Genomic DNA, 16,689 nt, shown 5'->3' with positions numbered 1-16,689 from the left:
AGCCGGCGGATCCGGTTGCGGGCCAGGTTGACGAGTACCCCACGCGCGTACCCGACCGGGTTGTCCGCCGCGACCACCCGGTCCCAGTACCGCCATACCTCCAGCAGCGCATCCGCGGCCAAGTCGTCGGCCGCCTCCGCCTCGCCCGTCACCAGGTATGCCAGGCGCGCCAGCTCCGCGTGATGCGCCTCGAAGAACGAGTGGAAGGCGTGCTCGCGCCCGGCGTCCGCGGCCGCCTCCGTCATCCGTTGGCCTCCATGTGCGAACCGGCTGCGGCACCACCTGTCTGCAAGGCCCTCGTCCAGTCCTCGCCGCGCATCCTCACCCTGATGGCCAGATCGCCGGGCATCATGGCTTGAACGGTGGTGTCGGGCCACCCCGACGCCGGAACATTACAGCGTGTGCTGTGGGCGTCAAGGCGTCGCGTGGCCGTCACCGCGGTCCCGAGCTGAACCGTCGTCGGCCCCGACAGGCCGCGCGGCAACCGCCGCAAGGCTGGGCAGGGACGCCGTACGGTACCGGCGGCGCCCCTGCCCGGGCCGACCACGCTGGGTAGCCGGAGGGCGGCGTTGCTCACGCGCATCCGCTCTGGCTGCTCAGGATGGTGTACCGGTCACCCGGTCCCCGGACTTCGTGACGATGTACGTCACGGTCGCGCCGCTCCAGAAGTGGAAGGTGAGCGTCACCCGCGCCCCATCCTTGACCTCCCCGAACAAGGCCGGCTTCAGTGTGATCGCATTGCCGGCGTAGTTGGGCACGAACGACGAATCGAACATTTTGTACGGAGTCCAGTTGTCCGGGCCGGCGTTGCTGCCGTCGGCGTACTTGGCCTCCATCGTGGCGAGTTGGTCACCGCGGAACTGTGTGGGAATGGCGAAGGAGCCGGTCGCTCCGGTGGCGTTCGACAGGATCGGCGTGTCGTAGGTGATCACGCTGATTCGCCACGGGGTGCCCTCGGAGAAGCGAACCTGGAGGGTTGCATTGACGCCGTACCCCCGGGAGCCGAGCAGCCGGGTGAGCGCCGAAGCCGTCAGGGTCAGCTGGTTGCCGGAGACGGTGTAGTCGGCCCCGCTCGCCAGGTCGCTGTCGCCCAGGCGCAGCCCCTGGAAGGTCGTGCCGTTCAAATTCAGGGTAAGCGTCCTGCTGGTAATCGCGGCGGACCGCGCGACGAAGAGCAGGTCCGAGGAGGCTGTCCCGGAGCGGGTCGAGCAGCCGGACTTGACGAGGGCGATCAGCTGCGGATCGTGCCACTGGAACGTCTTCCGGTCATAGTGCTGGCCGTTGTCCCACAGCATGGTGGTGATCTTCTTCGTGCGTGCGTAGTAGCCCAGGTACTCGAGGTACTTCCAGGTCTCGCCCTGCTCGTTGGCGTACATGTTGGAGTCCATGCCGAGCAGGCCGTACTCGCCGGTGATCACCGGTATGCCGTTGGCTACGAACGCGTCGTAAACATGGTCGAACGCGTCTTGGATGTTCTTCTCGGCTTGGGTGTCGAACCGGGTAAACCCGCCGATGTTCACGCTGAACGGCCAGTAGCCGTAGAAGTGCACCGTCGCGATGAGGTTGCGGTCGTTCAACTGCTTGAATGTGCTGGCCAGGTCATTGACCGGACCCTGGTCGGCCGACGTGTTCAGCGTCGGCAGTACCAGCAGCCGGGTCGCGTTGTTGCCACCGGATTGGCGCACGATCCGGTGGAACGAGGTGTTGACCTCGTTGAGCAGTTGCGCGCTCTGGGCGTCGGAGGCGCCGGCGAACCGTGGCTCGTTGACGCTTTCGAAGGTGAGCTTCGGCGACTCGGTCCGCAGTGTGGCGGCGATCTGCGTCCACAGCGCGTTGTAGCGGTTGAGCACATTCGTGTGATCGCTGGACATCTTCTCGATCCACTGCCAGGAGTCATGGTGAACGTTGATCATCACGTAGAAGCCGTCGGCGAGCGCCCAGTCGACCACCTCCTTGACCCGGGCCAGGTAAGCGGCGTCGACGGTGTAGGGCGACGCTGCCGACTGGTGCGCGCTCCACGTGACCGGGATCCGGATACTGTTGAATCCCTGAGCTCGTACGTTGTCCAGCAACGTCTTCGTGATTCGCGGGTTGCCCCACGCGGTCTCGTCCGGGCCGACGGCGTCCAGAGCGTTGCCCAGGTTCCAGCCGGGCTGCATCGCGGCGACCGCCGCCATTGCGTCATCGGCCGCAGGAGACGACGCCGGCGACGGGCGCGTGCCGCTCGTAGCCTGCGTGGTACCGTCGGCGCCCGCGGTGGCCGTCACGCTGGCGCGTCCGACGGGGACGAGTTGCCATTGCTGGTTGGCGCCGCCCCAGTCCGGGTACTGCACGACCTTGCCGCCGTCGGCCTTGGAGACGTCCTGGACCTCGACGGCCATGCCGCTGAAGCGATTGATCAAACGTACGTAGCCGTCCGACGACTCCGCCATCTGGAACTGCTGGTTGGCGCCGTTCAGATCGCTCCACTGCACGAGGTCGGTGCTGGCGGTCTTCGACCAGTTGTAGTCGTCCAGGATCTTGCCGGAGTGCCGGTTCTGCAACCGGTAGTACCCGCCACCCGCGTCGATGAACCGCCACTGCTGGTTGTCCCCGCCGTGCCGCGCCCACTGCACCACCGCCGCGCCGTCGTCCGTGGCGAAGCTGCGGTCGTCCAGCACCTTGCCGCTGTTGCGGTTGACGAGCACGTACCACGCATTCAGATCCAGGGTTCCCGCCGACGCCCGCATCGTGCCGAGCACGACAACGGAGCCGGCGATGACAGCCATGACGACGGCAACCGCCCAAGCACCCCGACGCGAGAGCAGCCGACGGCCGCGGAGCATCACTTTTCGTCTCCTCGTGACATTTGCGCCTGACCGGACGCCATTGAGTGGTCCGGGGGGCCGGAAAGGTTGCCCGCCGCCGCGAAGATTCGAAGATTTGACTTCGGGTATGCAGTTCGGTGACCAGTGCGCTACGCGACGCCGGAGGAGCCGGCGTCCGCGGCGAACTGATCGGCCCCGACCACGCGATTGCGGCCCGCCCGTTTCGCCTCGTACAGCGCCGCGTCCGCCAGTTTGATCAAATGTTCGTGGCTGTCCATCCGGTTCGGCAGGGCGGTGGCGTGGCCCACGCTGACGGACACGATCCCGAGATCGGTCTGGCAATGAGCCTCGGCGAGCGCCAGCACCGTGGTCCGGATTCGCTCGGCGACCCCGGCCGCGGTCGCCGAATCGGTGCGCGGCAGCACCACCGCGAATTCCTCCCCGCCGAACCGCGCGACGATGTCGGTGCCCCGCACCGACCGGCTGATCGCGTCGGCAACCCGCCGCAGGCATTCGTCGCCGTGCAGGTGGCCGTAGTGGTCGTTGTACTTCTTGAAATGGTCGATGTCGAGCAGGACGACAGAGATCGGAACCCCCAGGCGGCGGCTGCCGCGCCACTCGGCGTCCAGCGTCTCGTTCAACCGGCGGCGGTTGGCCAGCCCGGTCAGCGGATCGGTGACCGCGAGCGTCTTGAGCTCGTCGTTGGCGGCCTGCAGCGCCACCGTGCGCTCGGCGACTTTGCGCTCCAGCGCCGCATAGAGCATGGCGTTGTCCAGCGACACGGACAGTTGCCCGGCGATCAGCTCGACGGCGTCCAGCCGGCTCGAGCCGAACGCGCCCCGGATGCTCCGGCTCTCCAGCAGCAGCATGGCGCGGAGCTCCCCGCGGCTGACGATGGGCACGACCAGCAGCGAACAGGCCGGCAGGTCGCGCAGGTACGGATCCCGGCTGAACCGGTCGTCCCTTGTCGCATCCTCGACGAGGAGCGCCTCGCGGGTGCGCTCCGCGTAGTGCAGCGCGGACATCGGCAACAGGCCCGCTTCGGCCGCCTCCTCGGCGGCCAGCATGTCGTCGCCGGCGGGTCCGGGTATCACCCATCGGCCGACGTCGACGTCGCGGAACACCATCCGCACACCGGTGGCGCCCGTCAAGGCGGCGAGGATCTCACTGACCTGACTCTGCAGGCCGGCCAGCGTGGTCTCGGAGCTGAGCGCCTGCGAGGCGCGTACCACTGCGAGCATGTCGATGGCGTCGGCCGACAAGTGGCTGCTGTCCAGGCTCACCGGTACGGTCGCGGCAGGTATCTCCTGTCTTTCCAGCAGGAACGGGTAGTCGCGTTCGAGCTGAGCCGTCTTTCCCGCCGCCCCCCACTCGCCGTAGTGGTGCAGTGCTTCCCGCAGCGTCGCCCGGCCCGCGTGCTCCATGTCCTCGGCGAACTGGAACATCGCCAGCCGCTCGGCGATGTAGGCGCGGTGCCACGGCCGCTGCAACGCGGAGACCTCGTGCCGGGCGGCGTCGAACGCCCGTAGCGCGTTCACGGTTTCGCCCAGCGCCCAGGCCCGTTCCGCTTCCAGCAGGTGACGGAGGTGCAGGAATGTCGGCGGGCAGTCCGCCGCCCGCGCGGCCAGCCAAGCGCGGCAGTCGTCGAACTCGGCCAGCAGCGCCGGCCGCTGTGACGCCTCCGCCGAGCGGATCCGCCCGGCCAGAGCCAGCCCCCGGGTCAGGAACACGAGGGTGGTTGTCTGGGTGGTGGTGACGAACGGGAGCAGCGGGATCGCGACCGCGGACCGCTCGAACAGGGTGTCCTGGTCGCCGAAGACGGCCGCGACCATGGCGTGCGCGGCGCACAGGTTGACGGCGGCGATCGGGTTGCCGGCGAACGCGGCATACCGTTCCTCGGTGTCGAAGCCGGCGTCGTCGAGGCTGCCCCAGGCGGCCGTCGCGCCGCGCAGCGCGCGGGCGGCCTGCGCCCAGCCGATCATGGTGGTGGCGCCCCAATGGTTGCCGATCCGCGCCGCGAACGCCAGCCCGGTCTCCGCCTCGGCGACGACGTCCTCCAGCCGCGGGCCGCAGTCCAGCATCTGGGGAATCGAGGCGTAGTAGGTGAAGCACGCATGGTAGAGGTCGCCGCCGCGCAGCAGGGCCTCCCGGGCGTGCAGGGCGTGCCGTATCCCTTCCTCGAGAGTCTCGAACCACGGCGCGGTGCTGATCGAAAAGAGGAACTCGGCCTGACCCGACGCCGGATCGTACCCGCGCGCCTGACTGACCTTCAGCACCCGGCGCACGGCGGCGTACGCCGTCGGGTAGTCGTCGCGCAGCCCGATGCTCACGTACGCCGCGTGCGCCAGCGCACCGACGAGGTCGGCGCACGGGCCGCCTTCGGCCCACAACCGGCGAGCCTCGGTCACGAACCACGGCATCAGCGGCGACGCGCAGAAGAACGACGGCGGGATGAGGCGGTAGATGACGCCGGCGACGGCGGCCACTCGCGGGTCCTCGTTGTCCGGCCGCCGCAGGTCGTCATCCGCACTGCCGGTCTCGGCCCAGACCCGCAGTTCCTCGATCCCGCGATCGATCTCGGCCGGCAGGTCGTGCGGCGCCGGCGGCGGATGCCCGAGGTCCGCCAGCAGGCCCACGCCGAGGTCCACCGCCTCCTGCGCGCGGGCCCGGTGGGCGAGGCTGCTGATCTGGATCACGGTGAGCTGGGAGCGCTGGACGGGATCGACGGTGGGCGCGACACGGGCGTACAACTCGTCCGCCTCCTCGAGCCGGCCGAGACCGAACAGGGCGGTGTGCCGCTCAATCTCCAGCCGCTGGCGCAGGTCGTCGTCCGCCGCCGGATCGGCGGCCAGGAGGCTGTCCGCCGCGCTCAGATACCGTTCCGTCAGGTCGAAGTTGGCCAGCAGCCGCGCCCGCCCGGCGGTGACCGTGAGGAGTTCGACCACGAGCCGCCGTTCGTGCTCGTCGGTCACCTCGCCGGCCGCGGGCAGGTACTGCTCGGCGGCCACCGCCGCATACTCCGGATGTCGGACCAGGTTGCGGGCAAGCGCGAGGTGGCGGGCCCGGCGGCCCGCCGGCGTCATTCCCGCGTACGCCGCCTGCCGGACCCGGTCGTGCCGGAACCGCACCGACGTGGCCGCGCCGTGCTCGGCGACCAGGAGCCCGCCCTCCAGCGCCGGAGCCAGCGGGCCGGCCACCCCGCGCAGGTCGTCGAGCTCCGCGTCCGCCGTGTCACTCGCGGCGGCGCGCAGCACGTCGAACTCCACCTCATCGCCGAGGCAGGCCATCGCCGACATCAGCTCGCGGGTGCGCCCGGGCAGCGCGGCTATGCGGGCGCCAATGAGCTCGAGCACGTCGCTGCGCCCCACGTGCCTGCGCAGCGCCGCCGGATCCCAGGTCCAGCCGTCCTCGCCGGGGATCAGCGTGCCTTCCCGGCGCAGGGCGTTCACCAGCTCCACCGTGTCGAACGGGTTGCCGTCGGTGCGTTCCCGGACCACCTCGGCGAGCGAGCCCGCGTCCGCGTCGCGCGCCGGCAGCCGCAACAGCTCGCCGAGCAGTTCGCAGACGTCGGCCGAGCCGAGGTTCGCGAGCCGGACGGCCACCGGCGGACGGCCCTGGTCGCGCCACCGGGGCAGGGCCGCGGACAGCGGGTGCGCGTCGTTCACCTCGGCTTCCCGATACGCGCACACCAACAGCACGCCGGGCAGGCCACCCGAGCTCAGGACCGCGTCGACGAAACCGACTGAGGCGGGGCCGGCCCACTGCAGATCGTCGATGACCACGACGATGGGCCGTGCCGTGCTGGCCAGAGCCTTGAGCGCCGCGAGACAGGCCTGATTGAGCCGGGCCTGAGCGGTTCGCGGATCCGCGACCGCGACCTCCGGGGGCCGGCCCAGCAGAGCCTCGAACTCCGGATCGGTCGTCACAAGCCCGATGTCGGCGCCGAGCGCCTCGCGCAACCGCTCCCGGATCACGGCGAGCCGGTCCTCCGGCTCGGCGAGCAGCATGCGGGCCAGAGCCCGCATCGCTTGCCGGACCGCGTCGGCCGTCCCACCCTGCCGGAACTGGTCGAACTTGCCGCTGACGAACCAGCCGCCGGCGGCGGTCACCATCGGGCGCAGCTGATCAACGAGGCTCGTCTTGCCGACACCCGGTTGCCCACAGACAAGCGCCCCGGGGCAACGGCCCGCCACCGACTCGCGGAAGCACTGCCGCAGCAGCTCGATTTCCGGTGTACGCCCGACAAGCCGCGTGGGTGGCGGCAGCCGCAACGGGAAGTCTCGACGCCCCGGTGTGAAGGTCCCGTCCGCCGCGGCCGGGTAGGCGTCCCGGAGCCGGCGGAGGTCGTGCAGGACTCCCTCGGCGCTCTGGTAACGGCGGTCGGGCTCCTTCTCGAGCAGGTGCCCGACGATTGCGGAGAACGCGGCGGGCACCTTCGGGTTGATCTGTGAGGGCGGCACCGGGACACGGGTCAGCTGATCATGCGTGAGCTCCAGCGGATCGTCGTTGTGGCCGAACGGCGGCGATCCGGTGGCCAGCTCGTAGAGGGTCGAGCCCAGGGCGTACAGGTCCGCCCGCTGGTCGACGGGCCACCCGGTGCGCCCGGTCTGTTCGGGTGCGATGTATGCCAGCGTGCCCATGACGTCGCGGAGGTGCGAGAAACCCGGCCGCTCCTCGGCGGACGTGCTGGCCAGGTCGAAGTCGACGAGGACGGGGTGGCGGCGCTGCCCGCTGCCCGACCGGACCACGATGATGTTGGCGGGGTTGATGTCCTTGTGCACGACGCCGCGCCGGTGCACGCCGGCCACCACGCTGATGAGCTCGATGGTGAAGTCGAGGAGCTCGGGCACGTCCATGGGCGCCTCGGCGAGGCTCGCGACAAGCGACGTGCCGCCGCTGTCGGCCAGCAGGGTCGCCTCCCGGCCGTCGGGCTCGGGAAGCAGCTGCGGTACGCCCGACACGCCGGCCAGCCGGCGTACGATGGTCAGCTCGTGCCGGCGCCGCTCGGCCGCGCCCGGCCCGCGATACTCCTTACGGATGGCGGTCGCGCCGGCGGCGCCCGCGGAAATCCGAAGTACCCGCGTGCGCGCGCTTTGATACAGCAGTCCTTCGCCCAACTGGCTGCCGCCTCCATCAAGCAGTTCTCTACGCACTGATCGGCGGGTCGGCGGTGATGCTGAGCCTCGGCTCGTTGCGGGGCTGTCCATGGCCTGCGCCGGGAACGCAGAAACGCCGTCCGATCAGGGCACAGGCTTGCCGAAGATCCTGCCGACCCGTCATGAAGGGCACCTGCTTGATTGAAGGCTACCAACATGCCCCAAGATCATGCGCGCCCCCGGCCGCCGGGCGCCGTTGGTTTCCTCGACCATTCGGTGCGGCTCCTCCGGCTCGATCGGAACCGGCCGACATTCGATGCGCGGACGTTATCTCGGCTCAGCTCGTTCGCGTTCGCCGTTCGCGAGTGGGTCGCCAACCAGTGACCGCCGGGTCAGCAGGCGATCGCCATCCGGCATACCACGGCTGTGACGGAACCGCGGACAAGCTACACGAGCACTTCGAGTCGGCGGCATCGAGCTGACCCTCGGCGGCCCGCAACCCGTCTAGGCCGGCTCGGCGACGATGACGCCGGAGGGCGGCGGGAGCGGCTGGAGGCCCACGAACCGCCAGCCGGCTTCGCCGAGCCACTGGGCGACATCGTCCACCTGGTAGAGGTCGCCGCCGCTGATCATGAGGAATTCGCCGGCGCCGAACCGGGCCGACGGGTGCGGAGCCGCGTCCGTGCGCCACCAGTCCACGAGCAACAGGCGCCCGTCCGGGGTCACCACGTCCCGCAGCCGGCGCAGCAGCTGGACGATGTGCTCCGGGTCGAACAGGTGCACCACGTTCGCAACAAGAATGGCGTCGTGGCCGGTGGGCAGTGAGTCGGCGAAGAAGTCGGCGCCGACAGCCTCCAGGCGCGCGGCGAGCGGACCGGCCGCGGTCTGCTGCGCGACGACGCCCGCGACGTCGGGCAACTCCACAAGCGTCGCGGTCAGGTGGGCGTAGCGCTCCAGGATCGGCTTGAGGAAGGTGGCCAGCCCGCCGCCCACGTCGAGGACCCGGCGGTGCGGGCCGAAGTCGTACTCCCGGGCGAGGTCGGCGGCGGTCTCCGCGGTCACCAGCGCGACGGCGGACTCGTACGCCTCGGCCTGCTCCTCATCGAGGTCGCCGCGCACGCCCCGCCGGGTGCGGAAGGCCGTCGCGGCGTTGACCCACGTCGGATAGCTCACCGTGTCCCAGTATCGTGCCAGGGGCCGCAGGTCGAAGGGTCCGCGGCCGGCGAGGAACGCCTCGGCGTCGGGCGCGTTGCGCAATCGCTCGCCGTCTCGCACCAGCAGCCCGGCGTCGACCATCAGGTCGGCGATCGCTCGGGCGCTGCGCTCCGGGATGGAGCAGCGTTCCCCGATCTCCGCTGGGGTCGCTCCGGCCGGCCCGACAGCGGCGAAGAAGCCGAACTCGATCGCCGCGAACAACGTCTTCGACACCATGAAACCTGCGAATAACTCGATGATCCGGACGGGTGTCGGCGGCCCGGCATCGACAGTCTTTTCCCCGGCAGGTTGCACCGGTGGTGCGAACATGCGCTGTGCCGACTCGTCTGCCACGAGACCCCCGCAGATCGCTAGCAATCGATATTGTGCGCCCGCAGCATACCGGCCGGGCCGCTCCCCTACCACCCGGTAGTCCGGCGGGCACCGCCGGGACCGGCGATGATCGGATCTGCACCGCCACCACGCTCTCGGCCTGCGGTGGGCGGCAGCGGCGCTTCAACCGGGTGCCGGCAATCCACGGCGATCGCTTTGAATGGCATCGGAATCTCGGTACGCTTCGCTGTCGGATGATTGCCCTCACCAGAGGCCGGGATGGTCGACCGCGCCGAAGACAGCCCCGCCGAGTCGCTGGAGCGGGAAGCAACCCAAGTACAGACGCTGCAGCAACTGGCCACACTGTTGCGCGGCTTGCGTCGTCGGTACGCCCGCAGCCGCCAGGACGGCGAGCTGACCTACCGGGACCTGGCGGTCCGCACCGGCTGGTCACAGACCTCGATCGCGGAGTACTTCACCGCCAAGACGCTCGCCCCCACCGACCGGCTCGACGAGTTGCTGGTCCTGCTCGGCGCCGATCCGGCCGAACAGCGGGCGCTGGCCACGGCGCGGGACCGGATCGATGAGCACCGCCGCAACGACCGGCGGCCGGCATCCGCACCGTCGGCCGCACCGGCGCCGCCGGCCGAGCCGGACGGATACCGCGGGGACGCGAAGTCCAGGAGCGGCGGTGTGCCGCCGCGTCAGTTGCCGCCCGCGGCCCGGCACTTCGGCAGCCGGCGGCGGGAACTCGCCGCGCTGGACGGGCTGGCCGACGGAGCGCCGACGGCCGGCACGGCCCTGATCACCGCGATTGCGGGTACGGCCGGGATCGGCAAGACCGCCCTGGCGGTGCACTGGGCGCACCAGGTGGCCGGCCGGTTCGTCGACGGGCAGTTGTACGTGAACCTGCGCGGCTTCGACCCCTGTGGCGCGCCGATCGATCCGGCCGAGGCGATCCGCCGCTTCCTCAGCGCCCTGGAGGTTCCGGCGGCCCGCATCCCGGCCGATCCCGAGGCGCAGGTGGCGTTGTACCGCACCGTGCTCGCGGACCAGCGGATGCTGATCGTGCTGGACAACGCGCGCGACGCCGCCCAGGTGCGCCCGCTGCTGCCGGCCGCACCCGGCTGCCTGGTGGTGATCACCAGCCGCAACCGGCTGTCGAGCCTGGTCGCGGTCGAGGGCGCGTACCCGGTCGCGCTCGACCTGCTGACCACCGAAGAGGCCTGGGACCTGCTGGCCCGCCGGCTCGGGGCCGACCGGGTCGCCGCCGAGCCGGCGGTGGTCGGCGAGATCATCGAGCGGTGCGCCCGGCTGCCGCTGGCGCTGGCCGTGGTTGCCGCCCGCGCCGCCGCCCACCCCCGCCTGCCGCTGGGTGCCGTGGCCCGCGAGCTGGCCGACGTCGACGAACGGTGGGACGTCCTGTCCGACGGCGACCCGCACACCGACGTCCTGGCGGCGTTCTCCTGGTCCTACCGGGCCGTGTCCCCGCCGGCGGCCCGGCTGTTCCGGCTGCTGAGCCTGCACCCGGGCCCGGACGTGACCGCTCCCGCCGCGGCCAGCCTCGCCGCCGTCGCGCGGCCCGAGGCGCGGCGGCTGCTGAACGAGCTGACCGGGGCGGGCCTGGCCGTCGGGCAGCGCGGCCGGTACGCGTGCCACGACCTGCTCCGCGCGTACGCCGCCCACCTGGCGCTTTCGACCGAGTCCGAGCAGGACCGCCGCGCCGCGACCGACCGGGTGGTCGACCACTATCTGCACACGGCCGGCGCCGCCAACCGGCTGCTGGACCCGGCGACGGAGCAGGCCGTCCCCGATCCGCTCGCGGCCGGGGTCACCGCGGAGCGGTTCAGCGGTTACCGGCAGGCGCTCGATTGGTTCACGGCCGAACACGCCGTCCTGCTCGGCGTCATGGGCCACACCGCCGCCGCGGGCCGGCACACCGGCGTCGGGCAGCTCGCCCGGGCCATGGCCGTCTTTCTCGACCGGCAGGGGCACTGGCACGACGGGATCGTGATCTGGCAGGCGGCAATCGCGGCGGCGGACCGGCTCAGTGACCACGCCGCGCAGGCCCGTGGCTACCGGGAGCTCGCTCGGGCGTACACCCGGTTGTCCCGGTTCGACGACGCCTGGGTCTCCCTCGGCCGCGCCCTCCAGCTGGCCACGCAGGCCGGCGACCGCCTGGAGCAGGCCCACACGCACTACATGCTCGCCATCCTGTGCGAGCGGCGGGGCGAGCTCAGCGAGGCCCTGCGCCACTCCCGGGAGGCGCTCGCCCGCTACCGCGCCGCCGGCGACCGGCACGGACAGGCCAAGGCCCACAACGCGGTCGGATGGCACCTCACCCAGCTCGGCGATCACGAGCAGGCGTTGGACTACTGCGAGCAGGCCCTCACGCTGTTGCGGCAGCTCGGCGATCGGGCCGGTCAGTCCTACACCTGGGACAGCCTCGGCCACGCCCACCTCCACCTGGGCAATCACGTCCAGGCCGCCGACTGCTTCGGGCGGGCGCTCGAGCTGCACCGCGACCTCGGCGACCGGCACAGCGAGGCGGAGGCGCTCGACCATCTCGGCGACACCCAGCACGCCGCCGGTGACCTCGCCGCCGCACGAGGGTCCTGGCAGCAGGCCGTCGACGTCCTGACCGAGCTCGCTCATCCGGACGCCGCCGAGGTCCGGGCCAAGCTCGGCGCCCCGATGGCCGGATCGCCTCGCCGCTCGCGCTGACGCACTCGCCGGCCGATCCGGGTCGTCGTGTTCGGCGTTGATCGCCGATTTTCGCCGACATCCGGAAAATGCCACCGCCACTCCGCGCCGGCGGCTACATTCCTAGCCGCAACGACGGCAACCGATGCGAACTGCGGATCGTCGCACCCCGTGTGATCGGCAGGCAACGCCACAGTCCGGACCGGACTGCGGATCGTCGCACCCCGTGTGATCGGCAGGCAACGCCACAGTCCGGACCGGACTGCGGATCGTCAACGCAGGTGCGGTCCCCGGACAGTCATGGCCGTCCCGGCCTCGAATGGTGGCCGCCTCGTGGCGGTCATCGCCCGGCTCGTCCGGGGGGGGCGAGGCCGGCGGGCAGCAGGCCATGCACCGGTTCAACGAGATGCGCCTGGCCTGCCAGGATCGCAGCCTGACAGGAGCACGGTCATGGCAGTTACGATGAGCGAGATTTCCGTCGATTTCCGTGGTGAGGGCGCCGGCACCGCCGAGCTGACGTGGGGGCAGATGCGGGTCTGGCGGACATCCCGCCAGGCCGGGCTCACGATGAACCTCGTCATGACGGGGCCCCTTCCCGAGGGCACGTCGCTCGCGGAGATGGTGGCGTTCCTGCGGTTCATGGTCAGCCGCCATCCCGTGTTGCGCAGCAAGCTGCGCTTCACCGACGGGCCGTCGGGGTCCCGGCATCCGTGCCAGGTCATCGCCGAGTCCGGTACGGTGCCGCTGCAGATCGCCGACATCGACGACGAAGACCCGGCGGCGACCGGGGAGGCGCTGCGCGAACGATACGAACTCACCTGGTTCGACCACGAAAACGAGTTTCCGGTACGGATGGGCATCGTGCGGCAGTCCGACGCCCTCCGCGCCATCACCCTCGGGTTCAGCCACGTCATGGTCGACGGCGCCGCGCTCGCCGTCCTGACCCGCGACACGGAGCTTCTGGACCGGGCCACCGGCACGGGCGCGCCACCGTTCCCCGGGCTGGACCTGCTGGAACTGGCCCGGGTGCAGCGCGGCCCGGCGGGGCGCCGGCAGACCGACAGGTGCATGCGGTACTGGGAGGCCCAGCTCGGGAAACTTACCTCCTGGCACAACGACAAGCCCGCCGACCCGAGCGAGCCGCGCTTCCGGGAGCTCGTGCTGTACTCCCCCGCGATGGAGATCGGCCTGCGGGCCATCGCGGCGCGCACCAAGGCCCACAACACCCACGCCCTGCTCGCCGCCTACGCGCTGGCCGTGGCGCGGGTCATGGGCCGCAATCCCAGTGTCGCCCAGATCGTCGTCGGCAACCGTTTCCGCCCTGGTTTCGCGGACGCGGTCCTGCAGCTGTCCCAATCGGGAGTCTGCGTCGTCGACGCCGCGGCGGCCACGTTCGACGAGGTCGTGGCCCGGGCCGCGACCGCGGTGACGGCGGCGTCCTTCCATGCGTACTACGACCCGGTACGACACGACGAACTGCTGGACGACATCGCGGCACGGGCGAGCCGGCCGCTCGACATCTCCTGGCACTTCAACGACCGCCGCACGCCGCTCGCGGAGCAGGACGGCGGCGCGGCATCCACCGGCCCGGACGCCGAGGCCGCGCTGCGGGATGCGCTGCCACGCACCAAGCTGTACTGGGACCGCGCGCAGCCCGCGTTCAACGGCAGCCTGTTCATCCAGGTCGATGCCCGCCCGGACGTGACCCTCGTCGACCGGCTGGCGCTGGTCGACGACCGGCCCGCGGTCTGGCTGGAGCTCTGGACGGACACGCACCGCTTCGCGCTGGACCAGATCGAAGCGCTCGCACGGGAGATGGAAGCGGTCGTGGTCGAGGCGGCCTTCGACGCGCAGGCCCCCACCCGCCTCGGCTGACATGCCCGGGCTACCCAGCCACCGTACGTCACTGCAGCCGAGGGCGGGCCGGCCGGGCCTGGGCGGGCCGCAGCATCTCTTGGAGGTTAGCGAAGTGGACAGCCATGACCGGGACAACGCTTCGTCCAGCGACGCGTCCCCGCTGGAGGTATTGGCGTTCTTTCTGCCGCAGTTCCATCCGATTCCCGAGAACGACCGCTGGTGGGGACCCGGCTTCACGGAATGGACGCACGTCGCGGCCGCGCGTCCGCTCTTCGACGGTCATCTCCAGCCTCGCCTGCCCGCCGACCTCGGATTCTACGACCTGCGCGTGCCGGAGACCCGCCGCGCGCAGTGGGAGCTCGCAACGCAGTACGGGGTGACCGCCCTGTGCTACTGGCACTACTGGTTCGGCGGCGGGGCGCAGCTGCTGACGCGGCCGGCCATGGATCTGCTGGACGACCCGAAGCTGCCGCATCGCTACTGCCTCGGCTGGGCGAACCAGACCTGGACCGGGGTCTGGCACGGTCGCGGCGACGAGGTGCTGCAGCAGCAGCGCTACCTGGGCGAGGCCGACAACACCGAACACTTCAAGTACCTGCTCCCCCATTTCACCGACGAGCGGTACCTGACCGTCGACGGTAAACCGGTGTTCCACTTCTTCCGCCCCAACGACATTCCCGATCTCCGCCAACTCGTGGAACTCTGGCGGCAGATGGCGGTGGACGCAGGTCTGCCGGGGCTGTACCTCATCGGTGACGCCGACGGCACCTGGCTGCACGACGTGGACCAACCGCTGGACGCCGCGGTATGGAATCCTCCGCCGCCGCCTCGGGGACACGAGCTGGAGCCGGAGTTCGCCGGTGTTCCGCTACGCGAGAGCCCTCGAGTCTTCCCGTACGACGGGACGTACGCCGACTGGCTGCTGGCCGGGCGTAAGGCGAACATCCGCCAGTACCCGTGCGTCTCGCCGGGATTCGACAACACGCCGCGCTCGGGCCAGCGCGGGATCCTGCTGCACAAGCCCGACCCCGGCGTCTTCGAGACCGCGGTCGAGGAGGCGGTACGCCGCGAACGGACGATGCCCGGCCCGCGCATGATGTTCATCAAGTCCTGGAACGAGTGGGCGGAGGGAGCGATCATGGAGCCCGATCAGCTCTTCGGCCGGGCCTTCCTCAACGCGCTCGAGCGTGGCCTGCGACCGGAGTCCTGAGGCCCGGCCCGGTGCTGGCGGTCGGCGCGCACGCCCACGGCCGAGACCGGACGGGCATCAGGGGTCTCGCCATCGCGCACCCTCCGGAGCCACCATCACACCCTGCCTGGCGCACGAGCAGCCAGCTTGGTTCCGTGCGCCTCGCACGGGGGGCGCGCAGCCTCTGGAGCGGATGAGCCCGTAAGAGCTCACCTGGCCGGTGACCAGCGGTGGCAAGCGTTGTGCTGAACGCAGACGCGTTGCCCTGGAAGCCCGCCGGGCAACGCGTCGACCTACCGGCCGGACGCGACTGCGCGCCTCCCGCCGGCTGCCCCTGTGGCGGCGATGCTCACGCCGGAGGTTGCGGCCCTTCCGGTGGTGTCTGCCGCGACGGCAGCTCCGCCTGGATGCGGCGCCAGTGGTACACGTAGACAGGACCGGCGCCCTCTTCCCCACAGGTGGCCCGGTCACCGCATTCCCGCGGTCGTTGTCCTGCTCGTGTGGCTGGTGGGACACTACCCATTCGCGGCCCGGCCAAGCCCCGTGTCTCGGCTGTGGTCGATCTGGGTTCAGTGCTGGCGGGAGCCGTACACCCGGGCGCGTGCGACGACGTCGGCGGCGCTCGGCCGGAGCTAACCCCCGGCGAGTTTCGCGAGCGATGTGACCGCCGGCGGTAGCCTCGACGGCCTGCCGGTCGGTTCAGCGTCGCTGGCAGCGGCCGGTCTGGGCCGGTTCTTGCTCCACTCCAGCGCCGCGACGGCCGACAGGTTGATCCACGGCCGCCGCGGGCGGGTTCATTGGGGTCAGGACGTCGCGTAGACCTTCTCGACGAACTCGGCGAGCTGGTGTTCGCCCAGGTTGCGGGCCAGGTCAGCCTCGCTGATGATCCCGACCAGGCGGTCGTTCTCGATCACCGGCAGCCGCTTGACCTGACTGTCCTCCATCCGACGGAGCACCTCGTCGACGTCGGCGGCGGCGTCGACCCAGACCACCGTGTCCGCGACGAGGTCACGCACCCGGACCTGCCCGGGGTCCTTCCCTTCGGCGATGCAGTTAATCGTGATGTCGCGGTCGGTGATGATGCCGTGCAGCCGATCGTCCGTACCGCAGATCGGCAGCGAACCGACGCCGAGATCGCGCATCTTCCGCGCGGCGGTCGCGACACTCTCGTCCTCGCCGACGCACTCGCATCCCGGGTGCATGATGTCTCTCGCCTGCCGCTCCGACTCCCGGCGACCCGACGGCCTTTCCCGCAGCGCCTCGTCGTAGTGATCCAAAGCACGCAGCTTGCCGACCACGGCCTCGTGCGTCGCTTGGCCGGCGTGCTCGGCGTAGCAGGCTTCGCCGAGTTCTCGCAGCAGCCTGGTGCGCTGCCGCAATGCTCGCGCCTGGTCCATTCTCGCCCGACCCGACGCCAGGCCGCGCCTGGCGGACTCCTTCACCTTGTCGAAGGCCATCATGACCCTCCCCTCCGACGAAACTTCAGCGCAAGAGCCACAGCGGTACTCAC

General features: G+C 70.8%; 8 protein-coding genes. 3 read left to right on the top strand and 5 right to left on the bottom strand.

The features are described from left to right. The 4 genes from AB0B76_RS49080 to AB0B76_RS49065 form a co-directional block, all read right to left on the bottom strand. A partial coding sequence (locus tag AB0B76_RS49080) for a sigma factor (protein WP_360390025.1) occupies positions 1–245 on the bottom strand: 245 nt, incomplete at its 3' end. Between the two features lie 351 nt (positions 246–596). Further along, positions 597–2,768, bottom strand: coding sequence for a cellulase family glycosylhydrolase (locus tag AB0B76_RS49075; protein WP_360390023.1), 2,172 nt, complete (start codon positions 2,766–2,768; stop codon positions 597–599). 188 nt (positions 2,769–2,956) lie between these two features. Continuing rightward, positions 2,957–7,924: a diguanylate cyclase gene (locus AB0B76_RS49070; RefSeq protein WP_360390020.1), complete on the bottom strand. Its 4,968-nt coding sequence runs from the start codon at positions 7,922–7,924 to the stop codon at positions 2,957–2,959. Between the two features lie 483 nt (positions 7,925–8,407). Then, on the bottom strand, positions 8,408–9,427 hold the full coding sequence (locus tag AB0B76_RS49065) for a methyltransferase (RefSeq protein WP_360390018.1): 1,020 nt from the start codon (positions 9,425–9,427) through the stop codon (positions 8,408–8,410). 282 nt (positions 9,428–9,709) lie between these two features. On the opposite strand from AB0B76_RS49065, the gene AB0B76_RS49060 reads away from it, so the two are divergent. The 3 genes from AB0B76_RS49060 (at position 9,710) to AB0B76_RS49050 (ending at position 15,200) form a co-directional block, all read left to right on the top strand. Then, entirely contained in the window at positions 9,710–12,154 is a 2,445-nt protein-coding gene (locus tag AB0B76_RS49060; protein ID WP_360390015.1) for a tetratricopeptide repeat protein, read from the top strand. A gap of 441 nt (positions 12,155–12,595) precedes the next feature. Beyond that, positions 12,596–14,008: a condensation domain-containing protein gene (locus tag AB0B76_RS49055; RefSeq protein WP_360390012.1), complete on the top strand. Its 1,413-nt coding sequence runs from the start codon at positions 12,596–12,598 to the stop codon at positions 14,006–14,008. Between the two features lie 94 nt (positions 14,009–14,102). Then, positions 14,103–15,200, top strand: coding sequence for a glycoside hydrolase family 99-like domain-containing protein (locus AB0B76_RS49050; protein ID WP_360390009.1), 1,098 nt, complete (start codon positions 14,103–14,105; stop codon positions 15,198–15,200). Between the two features lie 782 nt (positions 15,201–15,982). On the opposite strand, the gene AB0B76_RS49045 is transcribed toward AB0B76_RS49050, so the two are convergent. Further along, positions 15,983–16,639: a CBS domain-containing protein gene (locus AB0B76_RS49045; RefSeq protein WP_360390006.1), complete on the bottom strand. Its 657-nt coding sequence runs from the start codon at positions 16,637–16,639 to the stop codon at positions 15,983–15,985. Between the last annotated feature and the right edge of the window lie 50 nt (positions 16,640–16,689).

The organism is Dactylosporangium sp. NPDC049140, assembly GCF_040648435.1.
This window is presented reverse-complemented; position numbering and strand designations above follow the sequence as displayed.

What these genes read in the sequence shown, in the direction of transcription:
- AB0B76_RS49045 (WP_360390006.1), bottom strand. Translation starts at nt 16,639, where the DNA reads ATGATGGCCTTCGACAAGGTGAAGGAGTCCGCCAGGCGCGGCCTGGCG.
- AB0B76_RS49065 (WP_360390018.1), bottom strand. Translation starts at nt 9,427, where the DNA reads ATGTTCGCACCACCGGTGCAACCTGCCGGGGAAAAGACTGTCGATGCC.
- AB0B76_RS49060 (WP_360390015.1), top strand. Translation starts at nt 9,710, where the DNA reads ATGGTCGACCGCGCCGAAGACAGCCCCGCCGAGTCGCTGGAGCGGGAA.
- AB0B76_RS49055 (WP_360390012.1), top strand. Translation starts at nt 12,596, where the DNA reads ATGAGCGAGATTTCCGTCGATTTCCGTGGTGAGGGCGCCGGCACCGCC.
- AB0B76_RS49075 (WP_360390023.1), bottom strand. Translation starts at nt 2,768, where the DNA reads ATGGCTGTCATCGCCGGCTCCGTTGTCGTGCTCGGCACGATGCGGGCG.